The sequence below is a fragment of the Aeromonas sp. YN13HZO-058 genome (genome assembly GCF_001921245.1).
Taxonomy (GTDB): Bacteria; Pseudomonadota; Gammaproteobacteria; order Enterobacterales; family Aeromonadaceae; genus Aeromonas; species Aeromonas allosaccharophila.
In genome coordinates this window covers 1-24,706 of the sequence record NZ_MQSY01000056.1, presented here as the reverse complement: position 1 = coordinate 24,706, position 24,706 = coordinate 1, and the positions used below count along the sequence as shown (strand labels likewise).

General features: G+C 58.7%; 20 protein-coding genes and 1 pseudogene. 11 read left to right on the top strand and 10 right to left on the bottom strand.

Annotated features, from left to right (window positions below; genetic code table 11):
* Positions 1–413: 413 nt before the first annotated feature.
* The 8 genes from BSP75_RS13535 (at position 414) to BSP75_RS13500 (ending at position 9,847) form a co-directional block, all read left to right on the top strand.
* Positions 414–1,952: an arylsulfatase gene (locus BSP75_RS13535; RefSeq protein ID WP_253186633.1), complete on the top strand. Its 1,539-nt coding sequence runs from the start codon at positions 414–416 to the stop codon at positions 1,950–1,952.
* A 147-nt stretch (positions 1,953–2,099) separates the two neighbouring features.
* Complete coding sequence (locus tag BSP75_RS13530; protein WP_075113538.1) at positions 2,100–3,077, top strand: MoxR family ATPase; 978 nt, start codon at positions 2,100–2,102, stop codon at positions 3,075–3,077.
* Between the two features lie 8 nt (positions 3,078–3,085).
* Positions 3,086–4,072 carry a DUF58 domain-containing protein gene (locus BSP75_RS13525; protein WP_075113537.1) on the top strand — a complete coding sequence of 329 codons (987 nt, stop codon included), beginning with the start codon at positions 3,086–3,088 and terminating at the stop codon, positions 4,070–4,072.
* The gene (locus BSP75_RS13520) at positions 4,069–4,593 is read left to right on the top strand and encodes a DUF4381 domain-containing protein (RefSeq protein WP_075113536.1); all 525 of its coding nucleotides are present in this window, start codon (positions 4,069–4,071) and stop codon (positions 4,591–4,593) included. The genes BSP75_RS13525 and BSP75_RS13520 overlap by 4 nt, the downstream gene beginning before the upstream one ends.
* Complete coding sequence (locus BSP75_RS13515) at positions 4,586–5,632, top strand: VWA domain-containing protein (protein ID WP_075113535.1); 1,047 nt, start codon at positions 4,586–4,588, stop codon at positions 5,630–5,632. Before BSP75_RS13520 ends, BSP75_RS13515 begins: the two co-directional genes overlap by 8 nt.
* Positions 5,625–7,343: a VWA domain-containing protein gene (locus tag BSP75_RS13510; protein ID WP_075113534.1), complete on the top strand. Its 1,719-nt coding sequence runs from the start codon at positions 5,625–5,627 to the stop codon at positions 7,341–7,343. Before BSP75_RS13515 ends, BSP75_RS13510 begins: the two co-directional genes overlap by 8 nt.
* Positions 7,333–8,739, top strand: coding sequence for a BatD family protein (locus BSP75_RS13505; RefSeq protein ID WP_083617178.1), 1,407 nt, complete (start codon positions 7,333–7,335; stop codon positions 8,737–8,739). The genes BSP75_RS13510 and BSP75_RS13505 overlap by 11 nt, the downstream gene beginning before the upstream one ends.
* A 172-nt stretch (positions 8,740–8,911) precedes the next feature.
* On the top strand, positions 8,912–9,847 hold the full coding sequence (locus BSP75_RS13500; RefSeq protein WP_075113533.1) for a LysR family transcriptional regulator: 936 nt from the start codon (positions 8,912–8,914) through the stop codon (positions 9,845–9,847).
* On the opposite strand, the gene BSP75_RS13495 is transcribed toward BSP75_RS13500, so the two are convergent.
* From BSP75_RS13495 to BSP75_RS13485, 3 genes are read right to left on the bottom strand one after another with little or no spacing between them, the layout of a single operon-like run.
* Positions 9,844–10,641, bottom strand: coding sequence for an SUMF1/EgtB/PvdO family nonheme iron enzyme (locus BSP75_RS13495; protein ID WP_139405514.1), 798 nt, complete (start codon positions 10,639–10,641; stop codon positions 9,844–9,846). The genes BSP75_RS13500 and BSP75_RS13495 overlap by 4 nt on opposite strands.
* 34 nt (positions 10,642–10,675) lie before the next feature.
* Entirely contained in the window at positions 10,676–11,785 is a 1,110-nt protein-coding gene (locus BSP75_RS13490; RefSeq protein WP_148140717.1) for a tetratricopeptide repeat protein, read from the bottom strand.
* Positions 11,786–11,794: 9 nt separating this feature from the next.
* On the bottom strand, positions 11,795–13,093 hold the full coding sequence (locus BSP75_RS13485; protein ID WP_075113532.1) for an anaerobic sulfatase maturase: 1,299 nt from the start codon (positions 13,091–13,093) through the stop codon (positions 11,795–11,797).
* A 286-nt stretch (positions 13,094–13,379) separates the two neighbouring features.
* On the opposite strand from BSP75_RS13485, the pseudogene ppk2 reads away from it, so the two are divergent.
* A pseudogene (ppk2, locus tag BSP75_RS13480) lies at positions 13,380–14,201 on the top strand (polyphosphate kinase 2).
* Between the two features lie 14 nt (positions 14,202–14,215).
* On the opposite strand, the gene BSP75_RS13475 reads toward ppk2, so the two are convergent.
* Positions 14,216–15,874 (bottom strand): SulP family inorganic anion transporter, encoded by a 1,659-nt coding sequence (locus BSP75_RS13475; RefSeq protein WP_075113531.1) that lies wholly within the window; start codon positions 15,872–15,874, stop codon positions 14,216–14,218.
* A 691-nt stretch (positions 15,875–16,565) separates the two neighbouring features.
* On the opposite strand from BSP75_RS13475, the gene BSP75_RS13465 reads away from it, so the two are divergent.
* Entirely contained in the window at positions 16,566–17,222 is a 657-nt protein-coding gene (locus BSP75_RS13465) for a HEPN domain-containing protein (protein ID WP_075113530.1), read from the top strand.
* Positions 17,223–17,259: 37 nt separating this feature from the next.
* On the opposite strand, the gene BSP75_RS21995 is transcribed toward BSP75_RS13465, so the two are convergent.
* Both BSP75_RS21995 and BSP75_RS13455 read right to left on the bottom strand, forming a co-directional pair.
* A complete protein-coding gene (locus BSP75_RS21995) occupies positions 17,260–17,898 on the bottom strand; it encodes an ADP-ribosylglycohydrolase (protein ID WP_232100270.1) in 639 nt (212 codons plus the stop codon).
* Between the two features lie 6 nt (positions 17,899–17,904).
* Positions 17,905–18,195 carry a DUF4258 domain-containing protein gene (locus BSP75_RS13455; RefSeq protein WP_075113529.1) on the bottom strand — a complete coding sequence of 97 codons (291 nt, stop codon included), beginning with the start codon at positions 18,193–18,195 and terminating at the stop codon, positions 17,905–17,907.
* Between the two features lie 100 nt (positions 18,196–18,295).
* Between BSP75_RS13455 and BSP75_RS13450 the strand changes: the two genes are divergently transcribed.
* Positions 18,296–19,210 carry a WYL domain-containing protein gene (locus BSP75_RS13450; RefSeq protein WP_075113528.1) on the top strand — a complete coding sequence of 305 codons (915 nt, stop codon included), beginning with the start codon at positions 18,296–18,298 and terminating at the stop codon, positions 19,208–19,210.
* Positions 19,211–19,304: 94 nt separating this feature from the next.
* Here the strand turns inward: BSP75_RS13450 and BSP75_RS13445 are convergent, their stop codons facing one another.
* The 4 genes from BSP75_RS13445 to BSP75_RS13430 all read right to left on the bottom strand — a co-directional run bounded on the left by BSP75_RS13445 (position 19,305) and on the right by BSP75_RS13430 (position 24,644).
* Positions 19,305–21,296, bottom strand: coding sequence for a dynamin family protein (locus tag BSP75_RS13445; RefSeq protein WP_171971597.1), 1,992 nt, complete (start codon positions 21,294–21,296; stop codon positions 19,305–19,307).
* Positions 21,297–21,408: 112 nt separating this feature from the next.
* Entirely contained in the window at positions 21,409–22,443 is a 1,035-nt protein-coding gene (locus tag BSP75_RS13440; RefSeq protein WP_075113526.1) for a hypothetical protein, read from the bottom strand.
* A 7-nt stretch (positions 22,444–22,450) separates the two neighbouring features.
* Positions 22,451–23,275 (bottom strand): hypothetical protein, encoded by an 825-nt coding sequence (locus tag BSP75_RS13435; protein WP_075113525.1) that lies wholly within the window; start codon positions 23,273–23,275, stop codon positions 22,451–22,453.
* 34 nt (positions 23,276–23,309) lie between these two features.
* Positions 23,310–24,644, bottom strand: coding sequence for a dynamin family protein (locus tag BSP75_RS13430; RefSeq protein WP_148140716.1), 1,335 nt, complete (start codon positions 24,642–24,644; stop codon positions 23,310–23,312).
* Between the last annotated feature and the right edge of the window lie 62 nt (positions 24,645–24,706).

The window sequence follows — 24,706 nt, the reverse complement described above, 5'->3', positions numbered from 1 at the left end:
AGATGTGATCCCTGTCACCCCGCCCATTAAGCAGCACCCGTTGACGACAGGGCCCCGCACCGCCCGTGCCCCTTGTGTTGTATGGGATGGCGCTCCCAAACAGGCTAAAAACACACCGGATAACCACCAGTTATATTCGCTATAAGGCGACAGAGAGATAACCGCTCAATAGAGTGAGACTGTTGAACGCTGTTTTGTGGAAACTGATGGGTCAACCCGACGGATTTCGCCCCGCTATTTTCCGGTCAAGGTGAGCTACGAGATAACACCACGCCTGTCTATGTTATTGGTGATGGCTGATATTTCCGCCCTGTCGATAGGTATTCCCGGTTTTCATCAGACCGCTTTGTGTAAACATTCACATCAGATTAGGAGTTGAGCCAATAATGGCCATTAATTTAAACAAAATAGCAATGAGCCTTGCATTAATGGCCACTGCCGGGAGTGCCGCAGCCGCCGCCAAACCCAACATTCTTGCGATCATGGGTGATGACATCGGCTACTGGAACATCAGCGCCTACAACCAGGGCATGATGGGCTACCAGACCCCGAACCTCGACCGTATCGCCAGCGAAGGTGCTGTCTTTACCGATCATTACGGTCAGCAATCCTGTACCGCCGGTCGCGCCGCCTTTATCACCGGTGAAGAGCCGTTCCGTACCGGTCTGTTGACCATCGGCATGCCGGGCTCTACCCAAGGTATTGCGGAGTGGACTCCCACCATCGGTGATCTGCTCAAGGAGCAGGGTTACATGACCGCTCAGTTCGGCAAGAACCACCTGGGTGACCGTGACCAGCATCTACCGACCAAGCACGGCTTCGACGAGTTTTTCGGTAACCTCTACCACCTGAACGCGGAAGAGGAGCCGGAAACTTACTACTACCCGAAAGATCCGGAATTCAAGAAGAAGTACGGCCCGCGTGGCGTGATCAAGGCCTCTGCCGACGGCAAGATTGAAGATACCGGCCCCATGACCCGCAAGCGCATGGAGCATGCTGACGAAGAGTTCCTCGAATCCACTCTGGCGTTCATGGATAAAGCGGTCAAGGCCAAGAAGCCTTTCTTTATCTGGCACAACGCCACCCGTATGCACGTCTGGACCCGCCTGCAAGAGAAGTATCAGGGCAAATCCGGCGTCAGCATCTATGCCGATGGCATGCTGGAGCACGATGACCACGTAGGTATCCTGCTCAACAAGCTGGACGAGCTGGGTGTCGCCAACAATACCATCGTGATCTACACCACCGACAACGGCGCCGAAACAGCTACTTGGCCGGATGGCGGTACCACCCCGTTCTACGGTGAGAAGGGCACCACTTGGGAAGGCGGAATGCGGGTGCCCCAGCTGGTTCGCTGGCCGGGCGTGATCAAGCCGGGCACCAAGGTCAACGCCATGATGGCGCACCAGGACTGGATGCCGACCCTGCTGGCTGCCGCTGGCGTGCCGGACGTGAAAGAGAAGCTGGCCAAAGGCTACAAGGCCAACGGCAAAGAGTGGCGCGTCCACCTGGACGGCTACAACTTCATGCCGTACCTGTCTGGTAAAACCGAGACCGCACCGCGCAACTCCATGCTCTACTTCTCTGCCAACGGCGAGCTGAACGCCGTGCGCTGGAATGACTTCAAGCTGAACTTCGCCACCATGCAGGGCAACATCTCCGATGCCACCCGCGAGATCCCGAACTGGCCGCAAATCATCAACCTGCGTGCCGACCCGTTCGAAAAGGCACCGCACGAGTCAGGCATGTACATGCGCTGGATGGGTGACAACATGTGGCTGTTCGTGCCGGTACAGGGCATCCTGAAAGGGTTCTTCGACACCCTGCCAGGCTACCCGATGCAGCAGAGCTTCCAGATGAACCCGGCCACCATCAGCTCTCAGAGCCTGATGCTGAAAGGCAAACTGGCAGAGCTGGACGCACTCAAGCAAAAAGTCGCCACCATCAAGTAAGGTGCTGACGCCAACGCCCATCAATGTATTGATGGGCGTTTTCACTTTCCGCACCGCTCCCCCGAACCGTGCGGAAAGTGAAAACCGGTTGGCGCCCCTGCCAGCCCCCTCGCTTTGCCTCGTTATACGCACTCAGTGGAAACCGCTATGAACCCCTTGCAACAACAGATCTCTCAACTCATCGAACAGGTTGGTCAAAGCGTGGTCGGCCAGTCCCATGTGATCCGCGCCCTGGTCATCGGCCTGCTGACCAATAGCCATGTGCTGCTCGAAGGTCTGCCCGGTACCGCCAAGACCCGCTCGGTCAAGGCGCTGGCCGAGGCGCTCAACGCCAGCTTTGGCCGCATTCAGTTCACCCCCGATCTGCTCCCCTCCGATGTGACCGGCACCGAGATGTATCAGGAGCACGAGGGGGCCCACCAGTTGCGCTTCCAGCAAGGCCCCATCTTCAACAGCATCGTACTGGCCGACGAGGTGAACCGCGCACCGGCCAAGGTGCAGGCCGCACTGCTCGAAGCCATGGCCGAGGGCACCGTCACCGTCGGTGACAAGAGCCACCGCCTGCCGGAACTCTTTATGGTGCTGGCGACCCAGAACCCCATCGAGCAGGAGGGCACCTACCCGCTGCCGGAAGCCCAGATGGACCGCTTCGCCCTCAAGGTGTCGGTGGCCTATCCCGACGACGAGGCCGAGCTGGCGATCATTCGGCTGGTGCGGGCCGAAGAGCGTGGCAACCGCCAGCAGGGCGCACATTTCGCCCCCCTCTCCCCCGAGCTGATCCTGCAGGCCCGGGCCGAGCTCTCGGCCATGACCATCTCGCCGCTGGTGGAGCACTACATCATCGCGCTGGTGATGGCGACCCGCCATCCCGACCGCTATCCGGACGCCGATCTGGCGCAGTGGCTTGCGGTCGGCGCCAGCCCCCGCGCCTCCATTGCGCTCGACAAGTGCGCCCGCGCTTATGCCTGGCTACAGGGCCGCAATCACGTGCTGCCCGACGATGTGCGCGCCATGGTGCCCAGCGTACTCGGCCACCGCTTTACCCTCAGTTATGACGCGCTGGCACAAGGGGTGGATCACCACCAAGTGGTGATGGCGCTGCTCGATCACGTCGTCATCGGATAAGTGACGCCATGAATCCTCGCACCTTATCTCATGACGGGCTGACCCATGGCGGACAGCCGCCCGGTGGCGACCCGCGCATTCATTGTGATTACCTGACGCTGGTGCGGCTGCAGGGGCTGGTCGGCCAGTTTTCACTGTTGCCACGGCTCAATAGCGGCAGTGTGCTGTGCGGCCGCCACCAGTCCCGTTTTCGCGGCCGGGGGCTCAACTTCGAGGAGCTGCGCCACTACCAGCAGGGGGATGACATTCGCACCCTGGACTGGAAAGTGACCCTGCGTACCGGTCGCCCCCATGTGCGCAGCTACAGCGAAGAGAAAGATCGCCACGTGATCCTCTGTGTCGATCAGCGCAGCAGCATGTTCTTCTCCTCGGTGGAGGTGATGAAGTCGGTGGTGGCCGCCGAAGCGGCCGCCCTGCTCGGCTGGCAGGTACTGAAAGAAAACGATCGGGTCGGGCTCGCCATTCTGCGTTGTGACGGCGTGGAGTGGCTGCGGGGCCAGCGATCCCGTGGCCACTGGCTGGCCAGGTTGCGCCAGCTATGCGCCGCCAATCATGCCCTCTCGGTGACCAGCCATGACAGCGAGGCGGGCGGGCTGGGTTCGCTGCTGGCGATGCTGGGCCGCCTCAAGTTGAAAAATGCCACCCTGATCTTTCTCAGCGACTGGGCAGGCGTCACCGAGGCCGAGCTGACCCGCCTCAACTACTTGCAGCAGCACAACGATGTGCTGGCCCTGCATATCGCCGATCCTCTCGAAGCGACGCTCTCGACAACCACCACCGCCAATGCCCCCTGGGTGGTCGGGGATGGTCAGTACCAGCTCAATATCGCCCCCCAACAGTTACCCATGCTGGATCAGGGGCTGGCTCGCCAGCAACAGCTGAAAAAAGATCAACTGGTGCGCTTGATGGCGCTCAAGGGCTTGCCACTCATCTGCCTCGACACCAGTGGCCACCACCTCGCCCATCTCATTACCGCCTTGGGAGGAACTCAGTGACGATCCACAAGCTACCCGGCACCTATATGCTGCGCGAATTGCAGGATGTGACCATGCCTGACGCCATCAGCTGGCAACCGCAAACTGCAGGCTGGCTGCTGCTTGCCCTACTCCTGGGCGCGCTGGCGCTGCTCTGGCTCTATCACAGGGTGCAGCGCTGGTGGCAGCAGCGTTACCGCCGTGAAGCACTGACGGCCCTGCGCGCCCTCAACTGGTCTGATGCCGGGGCCAGTCTGGGGCTGTTTCATATCATCAAGGCGGTGTTGACCCACCTTGATCCACGGCACGCCAAACTGTTTGGCATGGCCCTGCTGCAGACCCTCGACAACGCCCTGCCCGATCGGCAGCCCCGCTTCGCCACCGAGTTGGGGGAGCGCTGGCTGGTATCGCTGGTGTGTGATCAGGTGGTATTGAGTGTCAGTGATCAGCTCTGTCTGGTTTCCCTCTGCAGCGACTGGCTTGCCCATCACCAGCCCCTCGTTCACACCGCATCGCGGGCGACGGAGGCCCGCCATGCTTGATGCCGGTCTCGAGTTTGCTCATCCCCACTGCTTCTGGCTGCTGCCCCTGCCGCTGCTGGTGTTTCGCCTGATCCCGGCCTATCGCACCCGGCAGAGTGCCATCAAGGTGCCCTTCTTCACTCTGCTGATAGAGCTGCTGGATGAGCCGCCGCAAGAAGGGGCTACCCAGCTCACCCCCAGCTGGTGGCAACGGGTCGCCCTGATCACCGTCTGGTTGCTGGCGGTGGTGGCGCTGGCCAAACCCACCATCTATGGCCCCCCGCAAGTGCGCGAGCGGTTCGGGCGGGATGTGATGATCGTGCTGGATCTCTCCGGCTCCATGGCCGAGACCGATTTTTCTCCCGATCCCGGCAAGCCGATCAGCAGACTGGACGCCGCCAAAGGGGTGCTTGAACAATTCGCTGCAACGCGCGAGGGGGATCGACTCGGGCTGATCCTGTTTGGCGATGCCGCCTTTATCCAGGCGCCGTTTACCGCCGATCTCGATACCTGGCAAGCCCTGTTGCAGGAGACCGATGTCGCCATGGCGGGTCAGAGCACCCATCTGGGGGACGCCATCGGGCTGGCGATCAAGGTGTTTCGCCAAAGTGATCACAATGAGCCGAATGCCCAGATGGCCAGCAAACGGGAGAAGGTCGTCATCATCCTCACCGATGGCAACGACACCGGCAGTTTTGTCAGCCCCCGCGATGCGGCCCGGGTGGCGGCGGTCAACGGGGTGCGGCTGCACACCATCGCCATGGGGGATCCGGCCACCGTCGGCGAACAGGCCCTCGATCTCGACACCCTGCAGCAGTTGGCGACCCTGACCGGTGGCCAGCTGTTTCAGGCCCTCGATCAGGCGCAACTGACGCGCGCCTATCAGGTGATCGGTGAACTGGAGCCACAACGCTATGAAAGTACCCGCTTTCAGACCCGCGAAAGCCTGCACCACTACCTGATCGCCGCCAGCGTCGGCCTTTATCTCGGTCTCTTTTCCCTGTTGACCCTCAGGCGTTATCGCCTGCGCCCTGCTCGCCAAGGAGACACCCATGATTGACACCCTGTTCTGGCAACAACTCTGGTTGAATGTCCACTTGCTGCGTCCCTGGTGGCTGCTTGCCTATCTCCCCCTCATCGCCATCATGGTGCTGCGCTGGCGCATGGACGAGGCGGGCAACTGGCAACGGCGCCTGCCTGCACATCTGCGCAAGGCGCTGACGCTGGGTGAAACCGGCTGGAAAAAGAATCTGCCCCTCAAGGCGCTGGCGCTGTTGATGGGGCTCGCCATCCTGATCTGCACCGGCCCGACCTGGAGCCGCGAGCCCTCCCCCTTTGGCGAAGATCAGGGGGCGCTGCTGATCCTGCTCGATAACAGCGACTCCATGCTGGAAGAGGATATCGCCCCCAACCGGCTGGCGCGGGCCAAGCAAAAGATCAACGACCTGCTGGCGACCCGCGGCGGCGGACGCAGCGGTCTGGTGGTGTTTGCCGGCTCGGCCCACACCGCCATGCCGCTGACCCGCGACACCGCCGTGTTTGCCCCCTTTCTCGCCGCCATTCGTCCCGAAATCATGCCCAAAGCGGGCAAACATACCGAGCAGGTGATCCCCCTGCTCACCGATCTGCTGGCCGATGAGCGAGGCAGCACCGTGTTGCTGATCAGCGATGGCATCAGCCCGTCCGCCATCGCCCCGCTGGCCGACTATTTCCGTGGCCAATCCCACCAACTGCTGATCCTGGCTGCCGGCGATCCGGCGCAACGCGGCAAGCGCCCGCTGGAGCTCGCCTCTCTGCGGCAGCTGGCCAGCGACAGCGATGGCTCCCTGTTTACCATGACGGTCGATAATGGGGACGTCGCGGACATCAACCGCGCAGTGGCTCGCCACTTTCAGATCCACAGCGACTCCCTGATGCCCTGGCAGGACATGGGCTACTATCTGCTGTTTCCAGTGGTCGCCCTGCTGCTACTGTGGTTTCGCAAGGGCTGGCTGGTGCAGTGGAGTCTGGTGGCGGCGGTCGGTCTCTCCCTGTTGCAGACTACACCAGTGCAAGCCACCACCTTCTCGCTAGCACCGCCCGAGCCGCAAGCGCCAACCAGCAACCACTGGGCACAGGGGCTGAAACAGCAGTGGCTCGATCTCTGGCTCACCGCGGATCAACAGGGGCAGTGGTACTTCCAGCAGGGCGACTATCTGGAAGCGGCGAAACACTATGCGGATCCCTTCTACAAAGGGGTGGCCTACTACTATGGCGCCGAGTTTGCGCTGGCCCAGTCTGCCTTCCTGCAAGCCGACTCCGAACAGGCGCTGCTCTATGCCGGCAACGCCCTCGCCAGACAGCGCGAATATCTGGCCGCCCGCAGCCTGTTCCGGCAATTGTCGGATGAAGCGAGCGACCCCGTGGTGCGCAATGCGGCCGCCAACAACTATCGGGTGATGTGCGGGATCGTTGACGAGATCAATCGCGCCAGCCAGAGCCAGACCGGCACCCCGGACGGCCCGGATCACTCCCGTGAACTGCCCGAGGATGAACCGCGCACCGCCGAGGGGGCCGAGGAGAAAGTCCCCGCCGCCCTGATGGAGCGGGAAACCCTGACGGCGGATCAGATCCTGGCCAATCCGGCCCAGGCCGAAAAATGGCTGCGCCGGGTCGAATCTGACCCGGGCGACTTCCTGCAGGCCAAATTCCGCCTGCAGTTGCAGGAGCAGCAACAGCGATCACGTCAACCGCGGGTCGCCAGCCACGAGGAGCCTGCCCATGCGCACTAACTACCGGACGCAGCTCGCCATCACCCTGTTGCTCGGAACAATGTGGCTCGCGGCCATGCTGCTGCCCGCGACTGCCGCTGCACAGGAGCGCGCGCCAGCGGCTCAGGTGACCCTCAAGAGCTGGCTGAAAGATCAGGGAGAAAACAACGCCCCCTATGCCGTCAATCAGCAGATCACCCTCTATCTGGAGCTGGCCACCAACCGCTGGTTTACCGCTGGCACCCGCATCGGCCAGTTCGAGCTGCCTGGGGTCATGGTCAAACAGCGCAGCGAACTGGCGACCAACTTCACCCAGCGCCGCGATGGCGAAACCTGGTCGCACCAGCGCTGGGAGCTGACTCTCTATCCCCAGCAATCCGGCCAGTTCGAGATCCCCGCCATTGCGGTGCGCGTCACGGTCGCCCAGCCTGATGGGAGATCACAGCCGCTCACCCTCACCTCCCGCCCCCAACGCTTTGCCGCCGCCCTGCCCGACCCCGCCCTGACGGTCGGCGGGCGCTGGCTGAGTGCCAGCAACCTCACCCTGAGCCAACAGTGGCAGAACTCTGCAGACGACCAGGCTGACGGCGAGCTGCGGGTGGGGGATGCCATCACCCGCACCGTCACCGCCAACGGGCAAGACACCCTCTCGGTGCTGATCCCGCCGCTGATCCCGGCGATCGATAACGATGAGCGGGTACAGGCCTATCCGGCGCAAGCCCGGCTAGACGACACCCAGGAGCGGGGGGAGTACCTCTCGTCGCGCGAAGATCAGACCACCTATATCGTGCAGCGCGGCGGTGAATTGACCCTGCCCGCGCTGGAGCTGAGATGGTGGAACAGCCAGACCCGCCAACTGGAGACCCTGACGCTCCCCGGCCTGACCTTGCGGGTGCGCCACACGCCCGCCTCCTGGCTGGCGGCCTATGGGCCCAGGCTGGCTGCGGTGGCGGGCGCGCTGGCCCTGCTGGTACTGATGCTGCTGGCCATCGCCCGCTACTACCGCCACCGCCCTCGTCCGCTCGGCTGGCAATACGGCGCCGCCATCTGGCGCCAACAGTGGGGAACGGTACGGGTGCTGGCCTATCGCTATCTGCGTGCCAGACGCGGGGTGCTGGAGCTGGGCCGCGTCAGCGGCGATCCGGCGTGGCAACAGCAGCAGGCCGCCTTCCAGCAAGGGACGCTCGATCGGGCTAGATCGCTCAAAATGGGGTGGCGCCTGCTGGCGCTCCTGCAACTGCCCAAAGGCCTGCGTGGCGCGCGGCTGCGCCGCTATCTTGGCTGGCGAGCGGCCCTGCCGGGTCTGGTAACGCCGGATGACAGCACGACGACCGGCGATCACTCTGCCTGCCACGCATCCGCCAGCAACTCGGCCAGCAACTCGGCCACCAGCAATCGCGGCAAGAAAGAGGGATAACCGCAGCCCCTTCTGTGGTTGTACCTGCAGGCGCTCTTCATTACACTGCCGGAACTGGATACCGGCCAGCGGGCCGCGCCAAGTGATTGGTGTGGCACGCTTTATCTCCCTTGCTACCAAGCAACCTTTGCGGCCGCGTGATCGATCCCACGGACATGTAACGAGGCCCCCTTTGCTTGATATCCGCAGTACCGAGCTGAATCTCATCCCGATCTTTGTCGCCATCTATGAAGAGCGCAGCCTCTCGCGGGCGGCAACGCGCATGGAGATCAGTCAGCCCGCCGTCAGCAAGGCCCTCAAGCGGCTGCGGGAGATCTACGACGATCCCCTGTTTCACCGCAAGGTCGCGGGGATGGAGCCCACCTCCTTTGCCATCGACATCTATCCGGCCATGGCGGCGGCGCTGAAGAACTTCAGCTCGACCCTCTCCACCTCCCGTGCGTTCAACCCGCGCACCTCCCAGCGGGTCTTCTCCATCGCCTGCATCACCCTGGTCAGCGCCCGGCTGATCCCGGCCCTGCTGTGCAAGATCCGCGAGCAGGCTCCCGGCATCGCGCTGGAGGTACATCCCCTCTTTACCGAAGATATGGAGAGCGATCTGCGGATGCAACGCTATGACCTCATCATTGACATGACCCAGAGCGGGCGCAGCATGCTCAAGAGCGAGGTGCTCTATGCCGAGCAGGTGAAGGTGGTGTGTGCCAGCCACCACCCGCGACTGGGCAGCGACCTGACGGTGGAGGCGTATTTTACCGAGGAGCATGTGGCACTGGCCCAGTGGCAGGTACGGGGCAGCATGATCACCGCCGAACACCTGCCGCAAATGGCCAATCGCAATATCGTGGTACGGGTACCGAGCGCCATGGAGATGCTGCCCATCATTGCGCGCAGCGAGATCATCGGGGTATTGCCCCACTCCACCATAGAGACCTTTGCCGGCATCTATGACGTGCGGGTACTCCCCTTTCCGTTTGATGAGTCGGTGTTCAGTCTGTCGGCCATCTGGCACCCGAGCCGGACGGCCGAGGCGGGCCACCGCTGGTTGCGCCAGCAGCTGTTCGAGGTGGTCAGCGAGCTGGGGCTGACCCCCTCCATCGATCAGCCCTAGCGGGCATCACGCACCAGGCGCAGCCCCATGTCAGCCATCATCACCGACTGGCTGGCAAAATCGCGCCGGTAGTTCTCGCAAAGCTCTGCCTCGTAGGAGTAGCTGCCCCCTCGTACCGATTTATGGGCGAGGTGGATCTTGCTCTCCTGAGCGTTGTTCGGGTTATCTTGCGGGCTGTGGCGGTAGAAGGTCTCTTCAAAGGCATCGGCCACAAACTCCCCCACATTGCCGGTCATGTCGTAGATCCCCAGCTCGTTGGGCTTTTTCAGCCCCACCGGATAGGCGCGGTTCTTGGCGTTGTCGCTGTACCAGGCAACCTCGTCAATTTGATCGGAGCCGCTGTAACGATACCCCCGACTGAGCTTGCCCCCCCTGGCGGCATACTCCCACTCCGCCTCGGTGGGCAGACGGTAAGTGCCGCCGGTCAACGCGTTAAGCCGTGTCACAAACAGATTGGCCTGCTGCCAGCTGAGGTTGTTGACCGGTACGCTGGGTGACTGGAAGTAGCTGATGGAGGGCCCCATCACCGCTTCGAACAGGGCCTGGGTCACCTCGAATTTGGCCATGTAGAAGCTGTTGACCGCCACCGTGTGTACCGGCCCGTCAGCAGGTTTGGCGCCCGGTTCCTCAGATCCCATCTCGAAACGGCCTCCTTCCACCAGCACCATGTCCGCTTCAATCTTCTGCTGCAGCGGATGGATCGGCTTGTTCGCATGGTGCCAGAGGGTACAGCCCGCCACCAGCAGGGTGGTGGCCAGCAAGGGAATAGCAAGTTTGAATGGCGTGTTGTTCATCATCTGACCTGTGCAGTAAAAGAGATCGCCGCCGTTATTGGCCAGCAAAAACCGAAGGATTGCCCGCTTGGCTCGCGCGCTTGCCATTAAGCTCGGCCAGCACCTCGGGGGGCGCTATCTTGCCAAGTTCGCTCATGCAGGCATCGCTCTTGGGGTGAGCGTGGCGCAGATAGATGTCGCACACCGCATAGAGCTGCTCCGGCGCACCGGAGATCCGGTAGGACAACTCGAAGGAACCGATGGCCTTGTCGAGATCCAGCGGCTCTTGCAGCACCCCGTTGAGATACCAGAAGTAGCTGTTCGTGCCAGCGAGCTCCGCCGCCTGCTCCATGGTCGCCGCAGCGGCACTCTTGTCGCCGAGCCGGACTTGCGTCAGCGCCTTGGCGTAATGGAGGCTGGCATGCTCCGGCAGCGCGGTGAGCCCTTTGTCGAGCACAGCCAGCGCCTCGGTATCCCGTTGCTGGGCCCGCAAGTTGTCAGAGAGACCAAGCCAGAGCTGGGGATTGTCGGGCTGATTGGCAAGCAACTGTTCGTAGCTCGCCTGCGCCTTGGCCCATTGACGGGTCCAGCGATAGAGATCCGCCTGCAACGGCTGCAGCGCCGGATCTGGCTGTTTGGCGAGATAATCGCTCACCTCCGCCAGCGGCTGGCGCATGGCGCGCAGTTGCCCCTCATCCATGGCACCATAGTCACGGGCCAGATTGATTGTGACCGCGCGGCGCACCTCGGCGCTGCTGTCGGTGAGCAGCGGCGAGAGCAGCCGCCAACGGTGCGCAAACTGATAGGGGTCGGCGGCAATCACCGCCGCTTCGCGCACCAATGCGTGCTCATCACGCAGGCTTCTGGCCACCGCTACCAGACTGTTCTGGTTCGGGTAAGCAGCCAGCTGGCGCAGGGCATCGGCCCGCTCCACCGCTGGCAGGGAGATATCCTGGGCGTTATAGGCCCACTGCTGGATCTGTGCTGCCGAGATCTGTACTGCCGAGGGCGCCGCCGCAGATTGTGCGACCACCGGGGGCGTCTGCACCACCGCAGCCGACGGCTCGGCCGCCAGCACATGACCCGCACAGACCAGCCCAAGGGCCAACCACAGGGGGCGCACCGCCCCCGCCAACGGACGACGGCCATCACGCATCTTCAACATATTCACCCCTTATTTCGCCTGCGGCTTGTTGATCACCGCATCGCAGTATTTGCCATGCGCCACCGGATAACCGGCGCGGCGCAGGATATAGGCCATCGACTGATCGATGTGGTTGAAGAACTTGTGCCATCCCGCGCAGAGGTAGTTCAGACCCGCCTCCCCCTCGTCAGTGCGGATAAAGCGGTTTTTCGGGCACTCGCCATAGCAGGCAAACTGGTAGTCGCACTGCTGGCACTGGCGGGTCAGACTGCGTGACTTGGCAAAGCCGAACGCTTGCTGATCGGGGGAGTAGGCCAGCTCACTGAGCGGCTGATGGTGGATATTGCCGATCTTGTACTTGGGATAGACGTAGTGGTCGCAGGCAAACACATCGCCGTTGGGCTCCATTGCCAACCCCTTGCCGCAGATCTCCCCCAGGGTACAGAGGGGGTTCTTGCGTCCCATCCAGGTCTCGACACACGCCTCGAAATATTGCACGAAGACCCGACCCAGATCCCGCTCTGCCCACTCGTTGAAAATGGTGATGAGAAAATCCCCCCACCCTTCGGCCGAGACGCACCAGGGCTCGACTACCGAGTTCTTGTGCCACGGATTGAGGCGCTTGTCCCCCTGCCGGAGCTGCTCCTGCTGCTGCCAGGTCTGGGGCGCTGTGGTGCGAAAGCTCTTCTGCTCGACGATGGGGATAAACTGCATCTGGGGCGACTTCACCTCGTCACGCAGGAAGCGATAGACCTCCAGCGCATTCTTGCTGGTGAGGTTGTTGACGCAAGTCAGGGTGGCAAACTTCACCTTGTACTTGTGCAACAGCGCCACCGCCGCCATCACCTGCTTGAAGGTGCCACGGCCGGCGCGGTTGACCCGATAGGCGTTGTGCAGCAGCTCGGGGCCATCGATGCTCAGGCCAATGAGGAAGTTGTTGGCCGCCAGAAACTCGCACCACTCGTCGTTGAGCAGGATGCCGTTGGTCTGCAGATCGTTGGCGATCACCACCCCTTGCGGCTGGTATTTGCGCTGCAACTCGACCACTTTGCGAAAATAGTCGAGCCCGAGCAGGGTCGGCTCGCCCCCCTGCCAGGAGAAGATGATCTCGGGGGTATTCTGCCCCTCGATATATTGGCGGATATAGGTCTCAAGAGTCTGCTCGTCCATCTCGGGAGAGCACCCCTTCTTGTATTCCAGCAGATCCTGCTTGCTGAGGTAGTAGCAGTAAGTGCAGTCGATGTTACACACGGCCCCGATCGGTTTGGCCATCACATGCATCCGCTTGGATGCCTTGCCGTTGAACTGTGGACCCTGAGTAATCACCATAACTGCACCACCTGAAAAATTGTTGTTTTGAGGTGTGCAGTCTAAAGGCTCGTGCTGTCACGCGCTTGTTATACCCCTTATAACCAGAAGGCATGGGGCACCCGTGAGTAGAGGGATCGCAGGCTCCGGCAGCCAGCTGACAACGCCGCGTGCCACCACCATAACCGGCCATCAATACATCGCGTTAGAACGCTGGCTCAACTACTGTTAAAAGCATGCTGAACAACGAGTTAGCGCAAGCGGCCCGACAACAGGCGGCAACAACAACTCACCAGGGATGACCACCATGAGCCACAAAAAATCAAAATCAGCGCCATCGGATCCGACCACCGACAAGGAACCGCTTGGCAACAAGGCATACGAGAAGGAGTTACGGCGCCTGCATGCCTAGCTGGTGAAACTGCAGCAGTGGGTGGTACACAAGGGGCTCAAGGTCTGCATCGTCTTTGAGGGCCGTGATGGCGCAGGCAAGGGGGGAACCATCAAGGCGATCACCGAACGGGTCAGCCCCAGGGTGTTCCGGGTGATCGCGCTGCCCGCCCCCACCGAGCGGGAGAAGAGCCAGCTCTATTTTCAGCGTTACATTCCCCATCTGCCGGCTGCGGGGGAGATCGTGATCTTCGATCGCAGCTGGTACAACCGGGCCGGTGTTGAGCGCGTGATGGGATTCTGCAGCCCGGAAGCCAGCGACAAGTTCCTGGCTGGCACCCCGCTGGTCGAGCGGGCCATGGTCGATTCGGGCATCATACTGCTCAAATACTGGCTGGAGGTCAGCCCTGCCGAACAGGAGCGTCGCCTGCGAGACCGGATCGATGATGGACGCAAGATCTGGAAACTCTCCCCCATGGATATCAAATCGTTTGATCGCTGGGATGAGTACACCCAGGCACGAGATTTCATGTTTGCAGCCACCGACACCGCCTGGGCGCCCTGGTTTGTTGCCCGCTCTGAAGACAAGAAGCGGGTGCGGCTCAATATCATTTCTCACCTGCTCGCCCACGTCCCTTATGAGGCGTTGCCAAGTTCTCCTATCAAGCTGCCAAAGCGCAAGATCGGCAAGATAAAACCGGCCGATCATCCATTTCGCTATATCCCGGAACTATTCTGAACCCATCGGGGGAGCTAACGCTCCCCCTGCTCCCCTGACCATTGTTGCTGATACTGACGGATCGCCGCTCTGGCATTAAATAACAGACGCGTCTCCCCCAATTGTCGGGCCAAACCACAGCGGCGGACATTTTCCAGCACTTCGGGATTGAGCCCAGCCAGCCAGAGCTCACCCCCCTTGAGCCGCGCATGCTGATCTCCCTCCACCAGCATCATCAGGGCCGAATACTCCACATCAGTGACGCGGCTCATGTCCAGTACCACCACCCGGGGCTGATACTGTGCGATCAACTGCCGGATCCGGGCCGCGACATGCTGCACATTGATGAAAAAGAGGCGCCCCTCCGGACGAAGGATGATCAGCCCCGTAAAGGTCTCATCATCGGGATGACGCTCCGACAAGGGGCGCAAGACATCCTCTCCGGGTTTGCGCCCGATCACATAGACCCGGGGCTGGGCCGTCTGGCTCGCCAAGCCCAGCAGCGAGGCCAGGATGGCCACCACAATGCCCTGCAAGGTGCCAAAAATCAGCACACCCAGGCAAGCGATGATCGCCCAGCGAAACTCCATCATTCTGATCTGGCCGATCTTGCGAAATTCACCCGGCTGGATCAGCCCCACCGAATAGACGATCACCACCACGGCCAGCGTGGCGTGCGGCAGCCAGGAGAGCAGCGGTGCCAGAAACAGCATGGTTGCCAATGCCATTGTCGCCGTCACGACAGACGCCCGCTGGCTGACACCGCCCACAGAGCGCACCACGGCCGTCTGGGACGTCCCCCCTCCGGCGGGCATACTGCCACAAAATGCGCCGCCCAGATTGGCAAGCCCGGTAGCAACCAGCTCCCGGTTCGGGTTGAGCTCCGGCTCTCCCTCCCCGACAAAGGCTCGGCCAGCAGCAATGGTTTCGGTAAAGCTCATCAAGGCTATCCCGGCGGCGCCAGGCAACAGTTGCAGTACCAGCGCCAGATCAGGCAATTGCAACGCGGGCAGGCCGGTGGGAATGGTGCCGACAATCGACACCCCCTGCTCGTTCAGGCCCAACCCCCATACCAGCGCGATACCGATGGCAACTCCCAGCAAGGGCGCGGGTGAGTGCGGGAAACGCCACTCCATGAACACCAGCAGCGCCAACGTCACCAGGGCGATGGCCAGCGTCAACCATGAGGTCTGGGGCAAGGCCTGCAACAGATGATAAACATCGGCAAAAAAATTCTCTTTATGGATATGCACGCCGAACAGTTTGGGCAACTGATCCAGAATGATCACCAACCCAATCCCCCCCTTGAAACCGACCAGCACAGGCAAAGAGATAAAGTTGGCGACAAACCCCAACCGCAACACCGCCGCCAGCATCAGCAATATCCCGACCAGCATGGTCAGGGTTGCCGTGACGGTCAGCTGCCGGTCGGGATCACCATCCGGTACCACGATCCCCAACTGGGTCGCGGTCAGGATGGCCAGCGTACTGGTCGAGCTGACGCTGAGCACTCTGGAAGAGCCCAGCAGCGCGTAAAGCACCATGGGAACAAACGCCGTATAAAGACCGATCGCCACCGGCAACCCAGCCACGGTGGCATAGGCCATCGCCTTGGGTAGAACCACGGCAGCAGCGGTGATCCCGGCCAGTAAATCGGCAGTGGCACCCGGCTTGGCAGATGTGAGTGATGACATGTTACCTCCACGAACGATTTCAGCCCCCGAGGAGCTCAACCCGGGCGGTCAGGCCTCACTTGCACCGTGCCGACAGCACATGGCGCGAAATAGACGGTGCTTGCTCTAACTATCTGTCAAAACGCGATGGGCCATGCCGGTAGTTGCCAAATAAAGCTGGCAGGTCACAAAACCAGCACAAGCAGCTGGTGGCTCTCTTTGCATGTACACCACTGAAACGGGGCCACACACTCGGCGCCAGACACCTGTGGTCATAGTACGCAAGGGGTTGTTAATCAGGGGGCACATTCCAGTAGAGATCTGTGAGACCCGCGGCACTCATCGTCCCATCGCTGTGATAAGGTGGACCGAAATGGAGCTTTTTTTGAGGAATATCATGCCGATTGCACCACCCCCCTCCACTTTTCGCTGCCCAGAGTGCGGCTGGCACAAGACGGTTGCGCCCAAGAGCGACGTGATGGTGCGTGGTCACAGCTGGTTTGAGTCCTGTCCCGAGTGTCATCATGCGCCACTTGAACGCTCGCCAGCATCGGTGTTGGAACTGGCCATGGCAAAGATCAGAGATGTGATTGGCAAGTGACCATCACCACGACCAGAACGCCATGCTGATACCCCGACCACCTATTGCAGATGACCTTGATGTCACAGGTGCACACTATTCATCCGATCCTGATTGAGAAGGAGTCCATCGTTGAATTTTGAACAGTTGAAAACCCGTCACCGCACACTGCGTAAACACGCCCCCGGCAACCTCAACCTGCGAGTTCATCGTGCCTTAAGCTGGCTGCAACGCGCTGAAATGGCCGAAGATGAAGATGGCCGCTTCATCTTTCTCTGGATTGCGTTCAATGCGGCTTATGCCACTGAAATCGATGACAATCGTCGCCTCTCGGAACAGGAGACCTTCAAAGGCTTTCTGGAGAAACTGTGCGATCTGGATGAGCACAAAAAGATCGAGCATCTGGTCTGGCAGGAGTTCTCGGGCAGTATCCGCATACTGCTGGACACTCCGTTTGTGCTGCAAAGCTTCTGGGATTATCACAGTGGCAAGATCAGCGAACCCCAGTGGAAAGAGCGGCTGGCACAGGGCAAGAAGATGGCGACCCTGGCGCTTGCCAGCGGCAACACCCCGCAGTTGCTGGGGGTGGTGTTTAACCGCCTCTATACCCTGCGCAACCAGTTGATCCATGGCGGGGCGACCTGGAACAGCTCGGTTAACCGCAAACAACTGAAGGATTGTGCCAACCTGCTCGGCAAACTGGTGCCGCTGATCATCGAGTTGATGATGACCCATCCCGATACCCTGTGGGGGGATGCCTGTTACCCGGTGGTTGAGCTGGCTGGTTAATCAGCCGCAAGATTGAAGCTGCGACGGCCCCGCGGCTTCAATCCGTCCGCTCTGACAGATAAAAAGCCCCGGCCAACAGACCATATACCAACCGCACCCGCTCATCCCTGCCCAGCAGCACACAGAGTAGCACTTCGCCGCTTGCCAAATCGTCACCATGCCAGAAGCACCAGAGGGCTGCCTCCACTACATCCAGCCAGCTGGCATGGCCCAGCTGATTGCGTGACTTGCGCCGCCAGCTGCCACGTACCACAGCGCCGCTATTTGGAGATGTTGCTCCCAGCGCCCGCTGCTCCATCACGCTTGGCGTGAGTCCATCCAGCTTGGCCTCACCGCTGCCGCGCCCTCCCCGCAGCAATTTGTCGAGTAGCAGCGCCAACAGACGAAACGCATCCTGATCTTCAAAGCGAGCAGCCTCCCCCAGCAAATCGGCTGCACCGGTCATCAGTTGCTCACGCCCCAGATAGATTGGCTGTGACGTGCAATCCAGCCGATGTTGCTCGACATGGATAGCCAATGCCGTCACCACCGCCAGCGGTGAAGTCTCACCCTCTTGGTGACACGCGCCTTTGGCAAGCAGAGCGGTCAGCTCCCTAGCTTGCTCGGCTGACAGCAGGCAATAGATCCCCTTGATCAGGGGCATGGCCGCCTGACCTGATAACAGACTTGAGTTCATAGCGCCTCAGTGACGATCGCGTTTGAAGTGAGTGGTTTTATGACCGACGGTGACAATCTCGCCGTTTTGCAGGACCAGATAGTGACGGCGCAGCCGCTGGCAGCATTCCGCTGGCACTCCGTACTCGGCTTGCAGCATCGTCACGCCTTTGCGATCGAGATAAACCAGTTCGCGCCCCTGGTGATAAGAAGAACGTCCGATGCTCAGCAGCAGCTCTACCAGCTCGGGAGCAATACCGCGCTGCTGCATCCGGCACGCGGCGTGATGGCTGTACGCACTGTCCAGCTTCCCGTTCATGGCATGCTCCTTTGGCGCTCATTTCGATGGACTCATTATATGTAGCCTGTATACTCATGCCGATACTGGTTACATAAACATGTCGCATTTTGGAGCACGTATGGCACCCAAAGAGCTCACCTGGGATCAAACCCTGCGCTTTCGTCTGCTGGAAATCGTATTGCAGTGGGAGGGACGGCTGACTACCAATCATCTGATGACCGCCTTCAATATCGGTCGCCAACAGGCGTCACGGGATATCAACCACTACCTGACCCACTACTCACCGGAGGGGCTGGTCTATGACAGAAGCCTGAAGGGATACAAACCTACCGACCTGTTTGTGCCCCGCTTCAGTGAGGGCAAGGTAGGTGAATACCTGATGCTGCTGCACCGTGAAAAGCAGCACCAGCGCCAACACGAAGCAGGCCTGTTGACCCTGCCGCTGATAGATCTTCGCTACGGCCATATCGAGATCCTGGATGTGCCGAACCGCCATATCGACCCCAGGATTGTCCGGGGTCTGGTGCGAGCCGCGCACGGCCAGTTACGAGTCGATGTCGATTACGTATCCCTCAGCTCAGAGGAGCAGAGCGGCCGCAATATCGTGCCCCACACCCTGGTCTATGACGGGATCCGCTGGCACGTACGTGCCTACTGCGAGAAGAAAGGGGAGTATCTGGACTTTGTGATGAGTCGTTTTCGGGGCGAACCGGATCTGTTGGATGCCTCCCCTCACGGCCGGGATCAGGATCTGGAGTGGAACACCCAGGTAACTGCGGTAGTCGTTCCCAATCCAGGCCTCAGCGAGGGACAGCAGGCCATCATTGCCAGAGACTATGCCATGACAGGGAACCAGCTGTTGATCCGCCAACGGATCCCCTTGGTTCATTACGCATTGGAGCGGATGCAGGTGAGCTATAACGGCGAACACCAACAACATCCTCTGCTTTACCCGCTGGTACTGGCCAACCGGGAGGAGCTAATTGAGCAAGGCTGTACCTTCAAGCTCAAGAGTGCGGATTTGCAAATTTAAAAATGCAAAGGGCGCTTGGCTCCATAACTAAAGATGTTGAAATAGAGAGAGGCTCCCGGCACTGCCGGGAGCCTCTTCATTCAGGTTATAGGATTTAGATTGTGCTGAGTCGAGTCAGCAATTCATCATAATCGGCCAACTCCTGCTCCTTGTGCTGCAAGCCTTGGCGTACTTGATCCAGTTCTGACTGAAGATCCCGGGTCAGTTCCTCCTTAAGAGAGTTCTGCAGTTCTTCCAACTGGGCCAGCACCTGATTGATCCCCTTTTCCAACTGTTTTTCCAATCGGTCAAAGACATTTCCCAACGCTTCGTCCAGATAGCGGCGAAGCCTCTCCATCTCGTCACGTTCCTTGATCTGACCCGAGAAGGGGATGATCGAGCTGGCATCCCCAAGCGAGAGCCTCAGGGTCGGCATCGACAGGCGATTGATGGCGCCCTCCAGGGTGCTCCTGAACAGCGCGGGATCGAAGTGATCGCTCTTGGTATCCAGATGCTTGAGCAGGGCCTTGCGTAAACTGCTTTTAAGCTCGAGCGGGGAGATGAGACGGTTGATATGGCTTCGCATCTGATCCGCACACTGAGCACCATAATCGCGCACCTGTTCTATGGCATCGGCCGCATTGATATAGTCATAGCTAACAGTGTCGGTATAGTACTCGGTTCTGGTGCTACCCCAACTGAAGGGGTTGTACCAGCGTGATGTACTGACCTCATATGACCGGGTCACCTCTTTGGTGCCGCTACGAGTCTGGATATTTCTGAAACGACCGCGATCACGGGCCAATTGCGACAACATCTCCGCGCTATCCTTGCGCGCCCTTGCTGTCACACTTTCGACAATGGCCGTAAGCTCATTGGCGATGGCCGAAAAACGCTTATCGCAGTGTTGCTGCTGCAGTGCCAGCGACTGCAGATCCTGGGTCTTCAGCAGATGGATACGCTGCTTGATCCGCTCGGCAAAACCATTACGCCACTCAACAAGGCGTGCTTGTGTCTCTTGCTCAAAACCCTGCCGTTGCAGCTCCAACAGCGGCAGGCGATCACGGCGTGCCTGTTGATAGGCCCCTTTCAGCGCATCGAAGTTCGCCAAGCGTTGCCATTGCTCGGTTGTGATGGGCTCATCCCAGTATTCCTCGGCCATCTCCTGCAACTGGCGATGGGTGTGGCGCATGCTGTCACTCCAACGCGCCTCAGGCCAATTGGCAAAACCGTAGGCAAAGGTGCTGGCAAACACCGGCTGGGCTAATTGCTCCAGCATCTTGGCTCGCGCATCTTGCCCGCGCTCGCGGCTCTTTGTTACCTGCTCGGCCACTGTCTCGGCTGCCCCCCGCTGCAGGCGACGTCGGACATTGTTGTCGGCCTCATCCAGCGAGCCCCGGTGGGGACCGTCATCGTCAATGGCCGAATCAAAGTGCCCCGCTACCAGCACCAGGCGCTTGACCCCCTTGCCCGGCAGTTGTTCGCCTAGCAGTCCCACATCCGACTTGTCGAGGAACTGGCTGCAGCGGGAGAGAAAGAAGACCACATCACAGTTGGCCATATAGTCGCGGGTCTTCTGGGAACGACTTTGCACCGGATCGTTTAAGCCCGGAGTATCGACCACCTCAAACCCTTTGAGCTGTTCATCGGGCAGGGTCAGCATGGTGGACTTTACCAGAGCGGTGTAACGACCATCGTTACCGGCATACTGATTAAGCAGTCCCTGCAACCCCGCCAGATCGTCGGCATAGAAGGTTTCACAATGCTCTTCGCCACCCATTATTTGCCAGTGCTGCGCCAGATCTATCCCGGATGCCTGCCCCATGGCCACCAGCTCACGGGCGACTTTGCTCGCATCCCCCTCCCCTGCTTGATTGGCCTGCCCCACAATCTCGTCCCACTCCTGCTGGCTGTAATATTCCACCTGCAGGCTGTAACGCTCGCCATAGACCACCTTGGTCAGGTTGGCAGTCTTGGGCGTGGCGGCCTCAGGCAAGATCGGGCGGCCATCAAAGAGCAGGGCGTTAAGAAAAGTACTCTTGCCCGCCTTGATCTGTCCCATAATGCCGATATTGAGGGTCTGCTCCTGTTGCTGCCAGCGTTGCAATTTGGTTGAAAAGTCAGACGCGATTGACTTTAAATCAACGTAATCACCAGGAAACTTATGCTCTTCCAGCACACCCAATAAGTTATCAATATTATTTACAAACATAGGCCTCTCACTGAAATAGAAACTTTATTGATGGAGATACGTCCAAATCAATTCCATTCGACTTTATAAATTGAACAACTTCGCTAGGTACCGAGGTAAGTTCATTAATTCGCCCCACACTCAAGAGACGAATAAAGTACATGTAGTTGCCAACCACATGTTCGCCGACCACATGAATCTTGATTTTTTGAAGTGATCTCAACTCTGCCAGTTCTTTAGGCAGAGAGCTGACATTGAGTGACAGGAGTGTCAGACATTTAAGGCTCTTGAGTTGCCCTATACTAGGAAGTACTTCCGTGAGTCGATGAGAGTCGATAGTCAATGATTCGAGGTTTTCTAACAGATACAGTTCTTCGGGTATCGATTCCCACTGAACGGTGGCATCATTCCTCTTATAGTCAAGATTACTTAATTTTTTTACACTGCGCAGCGCATTTAAATTTCGAGGCAAGTTACTGGATGGGATACCCTGTTTATCCGCCCATGCAAATAAACGTTTTACTGCATTGGGGCGATAATCATAAAGAAACTCCATCCACCCTTTATAAGGTGACAGGTCCATATCATAGTGCGGATGGTCCAGTAACTCAGTGGGTAGCCCTAGAATAAATGCCGCCAGATATATGATAGAACTCAGCTCCTGCTCAGTAAGTTCGAAATAACCGGCTAGCGACTCAAGCAGCGACATGGTTTGCTTGTCAAGCGGCTTATCTACCCGGGCAAAGACCATAATATCGAGCAGCAATCCCCGGATAAGAGAGGGATCTTGCTTAATCAGCACGATCGCATCGCCCAATTTATCCTTCGCCAAACGCTCAGCAAGTTCGCACAAGCGGGGCTGTTGACCAGTCAACCCCATAGCAGGCAACCAGAGATCCAGCATCCGTTGCTGTTGCTCGCTGATGGTCCCCTCACTCAGCAAGACCATCAGCAGCAAGGCGACATAGTGGCTGCGAGTTACCTCATCCTTATCGGCCGCATAGTGTCCGTTATAAGGTTGTTCAAATATTCGTAAATTATCGATCTGACGCAATATATTCATATTGAAATCATCTATTGGCTTTATTAACAAACAAGGGTAACCAACTATTCAATCCATCAGGGATTGTTATAACCTTGGCAGCTACAGGTGGAAGACCACGATGATCGTAAACAGCTCCCCAAGCGTAGCCACGCCAATCTCCATCTTGAGCACATATACTTAAAACAATACATCTAGGGAAAAACAGCTGTCGATAAGCATCAATTTCCTTCGTGTAAACAACAATACTTTTGGGGCCAACGAACTCACCCGGCGAGTATGGCAGCTTAGGGAAAATATCGTAATAAACTAGCCAGCTTGGCCTCTTCCCGATGCCTCGCTCATATCTGGCAATCCTTACATCATCAGCAAATTGCTCCGCTTCTAGTCCAACCCCATCATTAAGTAACTTAAGACATAAAAATGAGAGTCGACGAATGGAGTCATTATTGTTAAGTAATAGAGCGGCTTGCTGTTGCAATCTGTTCAAGCCATTTTTAGATAAGGCACCTGAAATTCGTAACAGTATCATCAAATCGAACATAAATGAATGTGCCTTTGAAGAGTTACCTTTTAGTACAGACAAAGTTTCAAATAATTCTTTCTTATCTAGTTTTGCCACCTGCTGTAAATAAAATGATAATGGTCGTTCTATTTTCATAGAACGTAACAGCATTTCAAATAAGCGTGCCTGAGGCTCAGTCAATCCTCCTTCTTCCAGAAGATTAGCGGCCAATAGCGTTAGATAACGCTCCTTTTCTACCAACTCCTTATCTGTCATAAAGTGAGGCGCCAAAGGCTCCAGATCGGGCCGAACCTGATCCAGCATATCGAATAGCGATGGTTTGCTCATTGGGGCATTCCTTTTTGTTGTTTTATTGGAGCAATCAAGCCTGAAGCGCCTGCAAGGCGGGATAAGAGGGAATATCTCGGCGCAATAACTTCGGTAAGTTGGTCAGTGGAAGATCACGAGTCAGCGGCAGCCAGATCGCGGGATCACACTCTGTTGCAGATACGCACCACTCCTCAGCCAATTGCCCGAGCATATCCGAGAGCTGAATAGCGCTAAGATCCAGCAGACTCAAGTCATCCGGCTCCGGCAGAGGGATACCGACCCAATCCCCAATTTGCTTGAGTTGAGTAAAAAATCGCATCTGCACATCAGCCAACGTCTTGGCTACCTTTTCCCATTGCTCCAGCTCGTTCTTAATCTTGCGTTGCAGGTTATTGATATCATCCTGCACATCGCTATCGTCGCTTAAAGCAAGAATACGGTTGAACTTGCTGAGCTGACGCTGAGCCTCCTGACGCTCCTCATCGATAAAGCGCTGGTAGGCCATAAACTGACGCTTGAACTGCTTGGCAAAACCCAGCTCCCAGCTCGCTTCATTCCATCGGGCAAAGTAGTCCATCAGTGGATCCGCATTGAAGCCGGAACGGGGACGGGTCGAGAAGGGGATCACATCGAGCACAGCCACACCACGTTTGGCCAGAGTGTCACGCACCAGTGCCACAATTTTCTCGATCTCCTCGGCAGGATGCTTGTCAGCACGGCTGATCACCACCAGCTTCGGAATAGCGCGATCCAGTGTGCCAAGGAAGGATATATCCTCTTCGGTGATGGTGCCCTTATCCGCCGGTACCAACCAGACGATAAACTGGGCACTATTAAGCTGGGTCCGTGCCAGATTGGCATCGGTGCGCTCACTACCAACCTGATCCGCCTTGCTATAACCCGGAGTATCAAGCAGAGCCAGATTGTCCCAAGGCAGCGCCGGATGAGCCACAACGACCGATTTGAGCAGGCTGCTGATCTGGCTACCATAGCGGGATTTCTCATCATGGGTCAGGGTACGAAACTGCTCATGGCTTAAAGAAACCACCCGATTGAACAGGTTGATGGCATGCACCTCGGTCTGCTCCCCCTTCCCCTGCACTAAATAAGTGGGCAATGAAGTGGTCGGGTCCACCTCGGTGACCAAGCATTTGCGATCACCTATAAGCGCATTAATAAGCGATGATTTACCCGCACTGAAACTCCCTCCCAGCCCCACGACCACCTTACTTGGCAAAGCCGGGTATTCGCAGAACTCGCGAAAACGGGTCATCTCCAGCCGTAGTGCTTGCAGCAGGTCGGTAATGTTATCCGGGCTCCCCTTGCGGGCCAGCGCGGGCAACTCCTGCTCAATGATTTGCTCAAGGGCTTGGGAAGGTGCGAACAAGTCCCTGATGTGAGATCATGAGTCCCACTTGGCATCAGGGATAAGGTTCAGCATGAGTCACC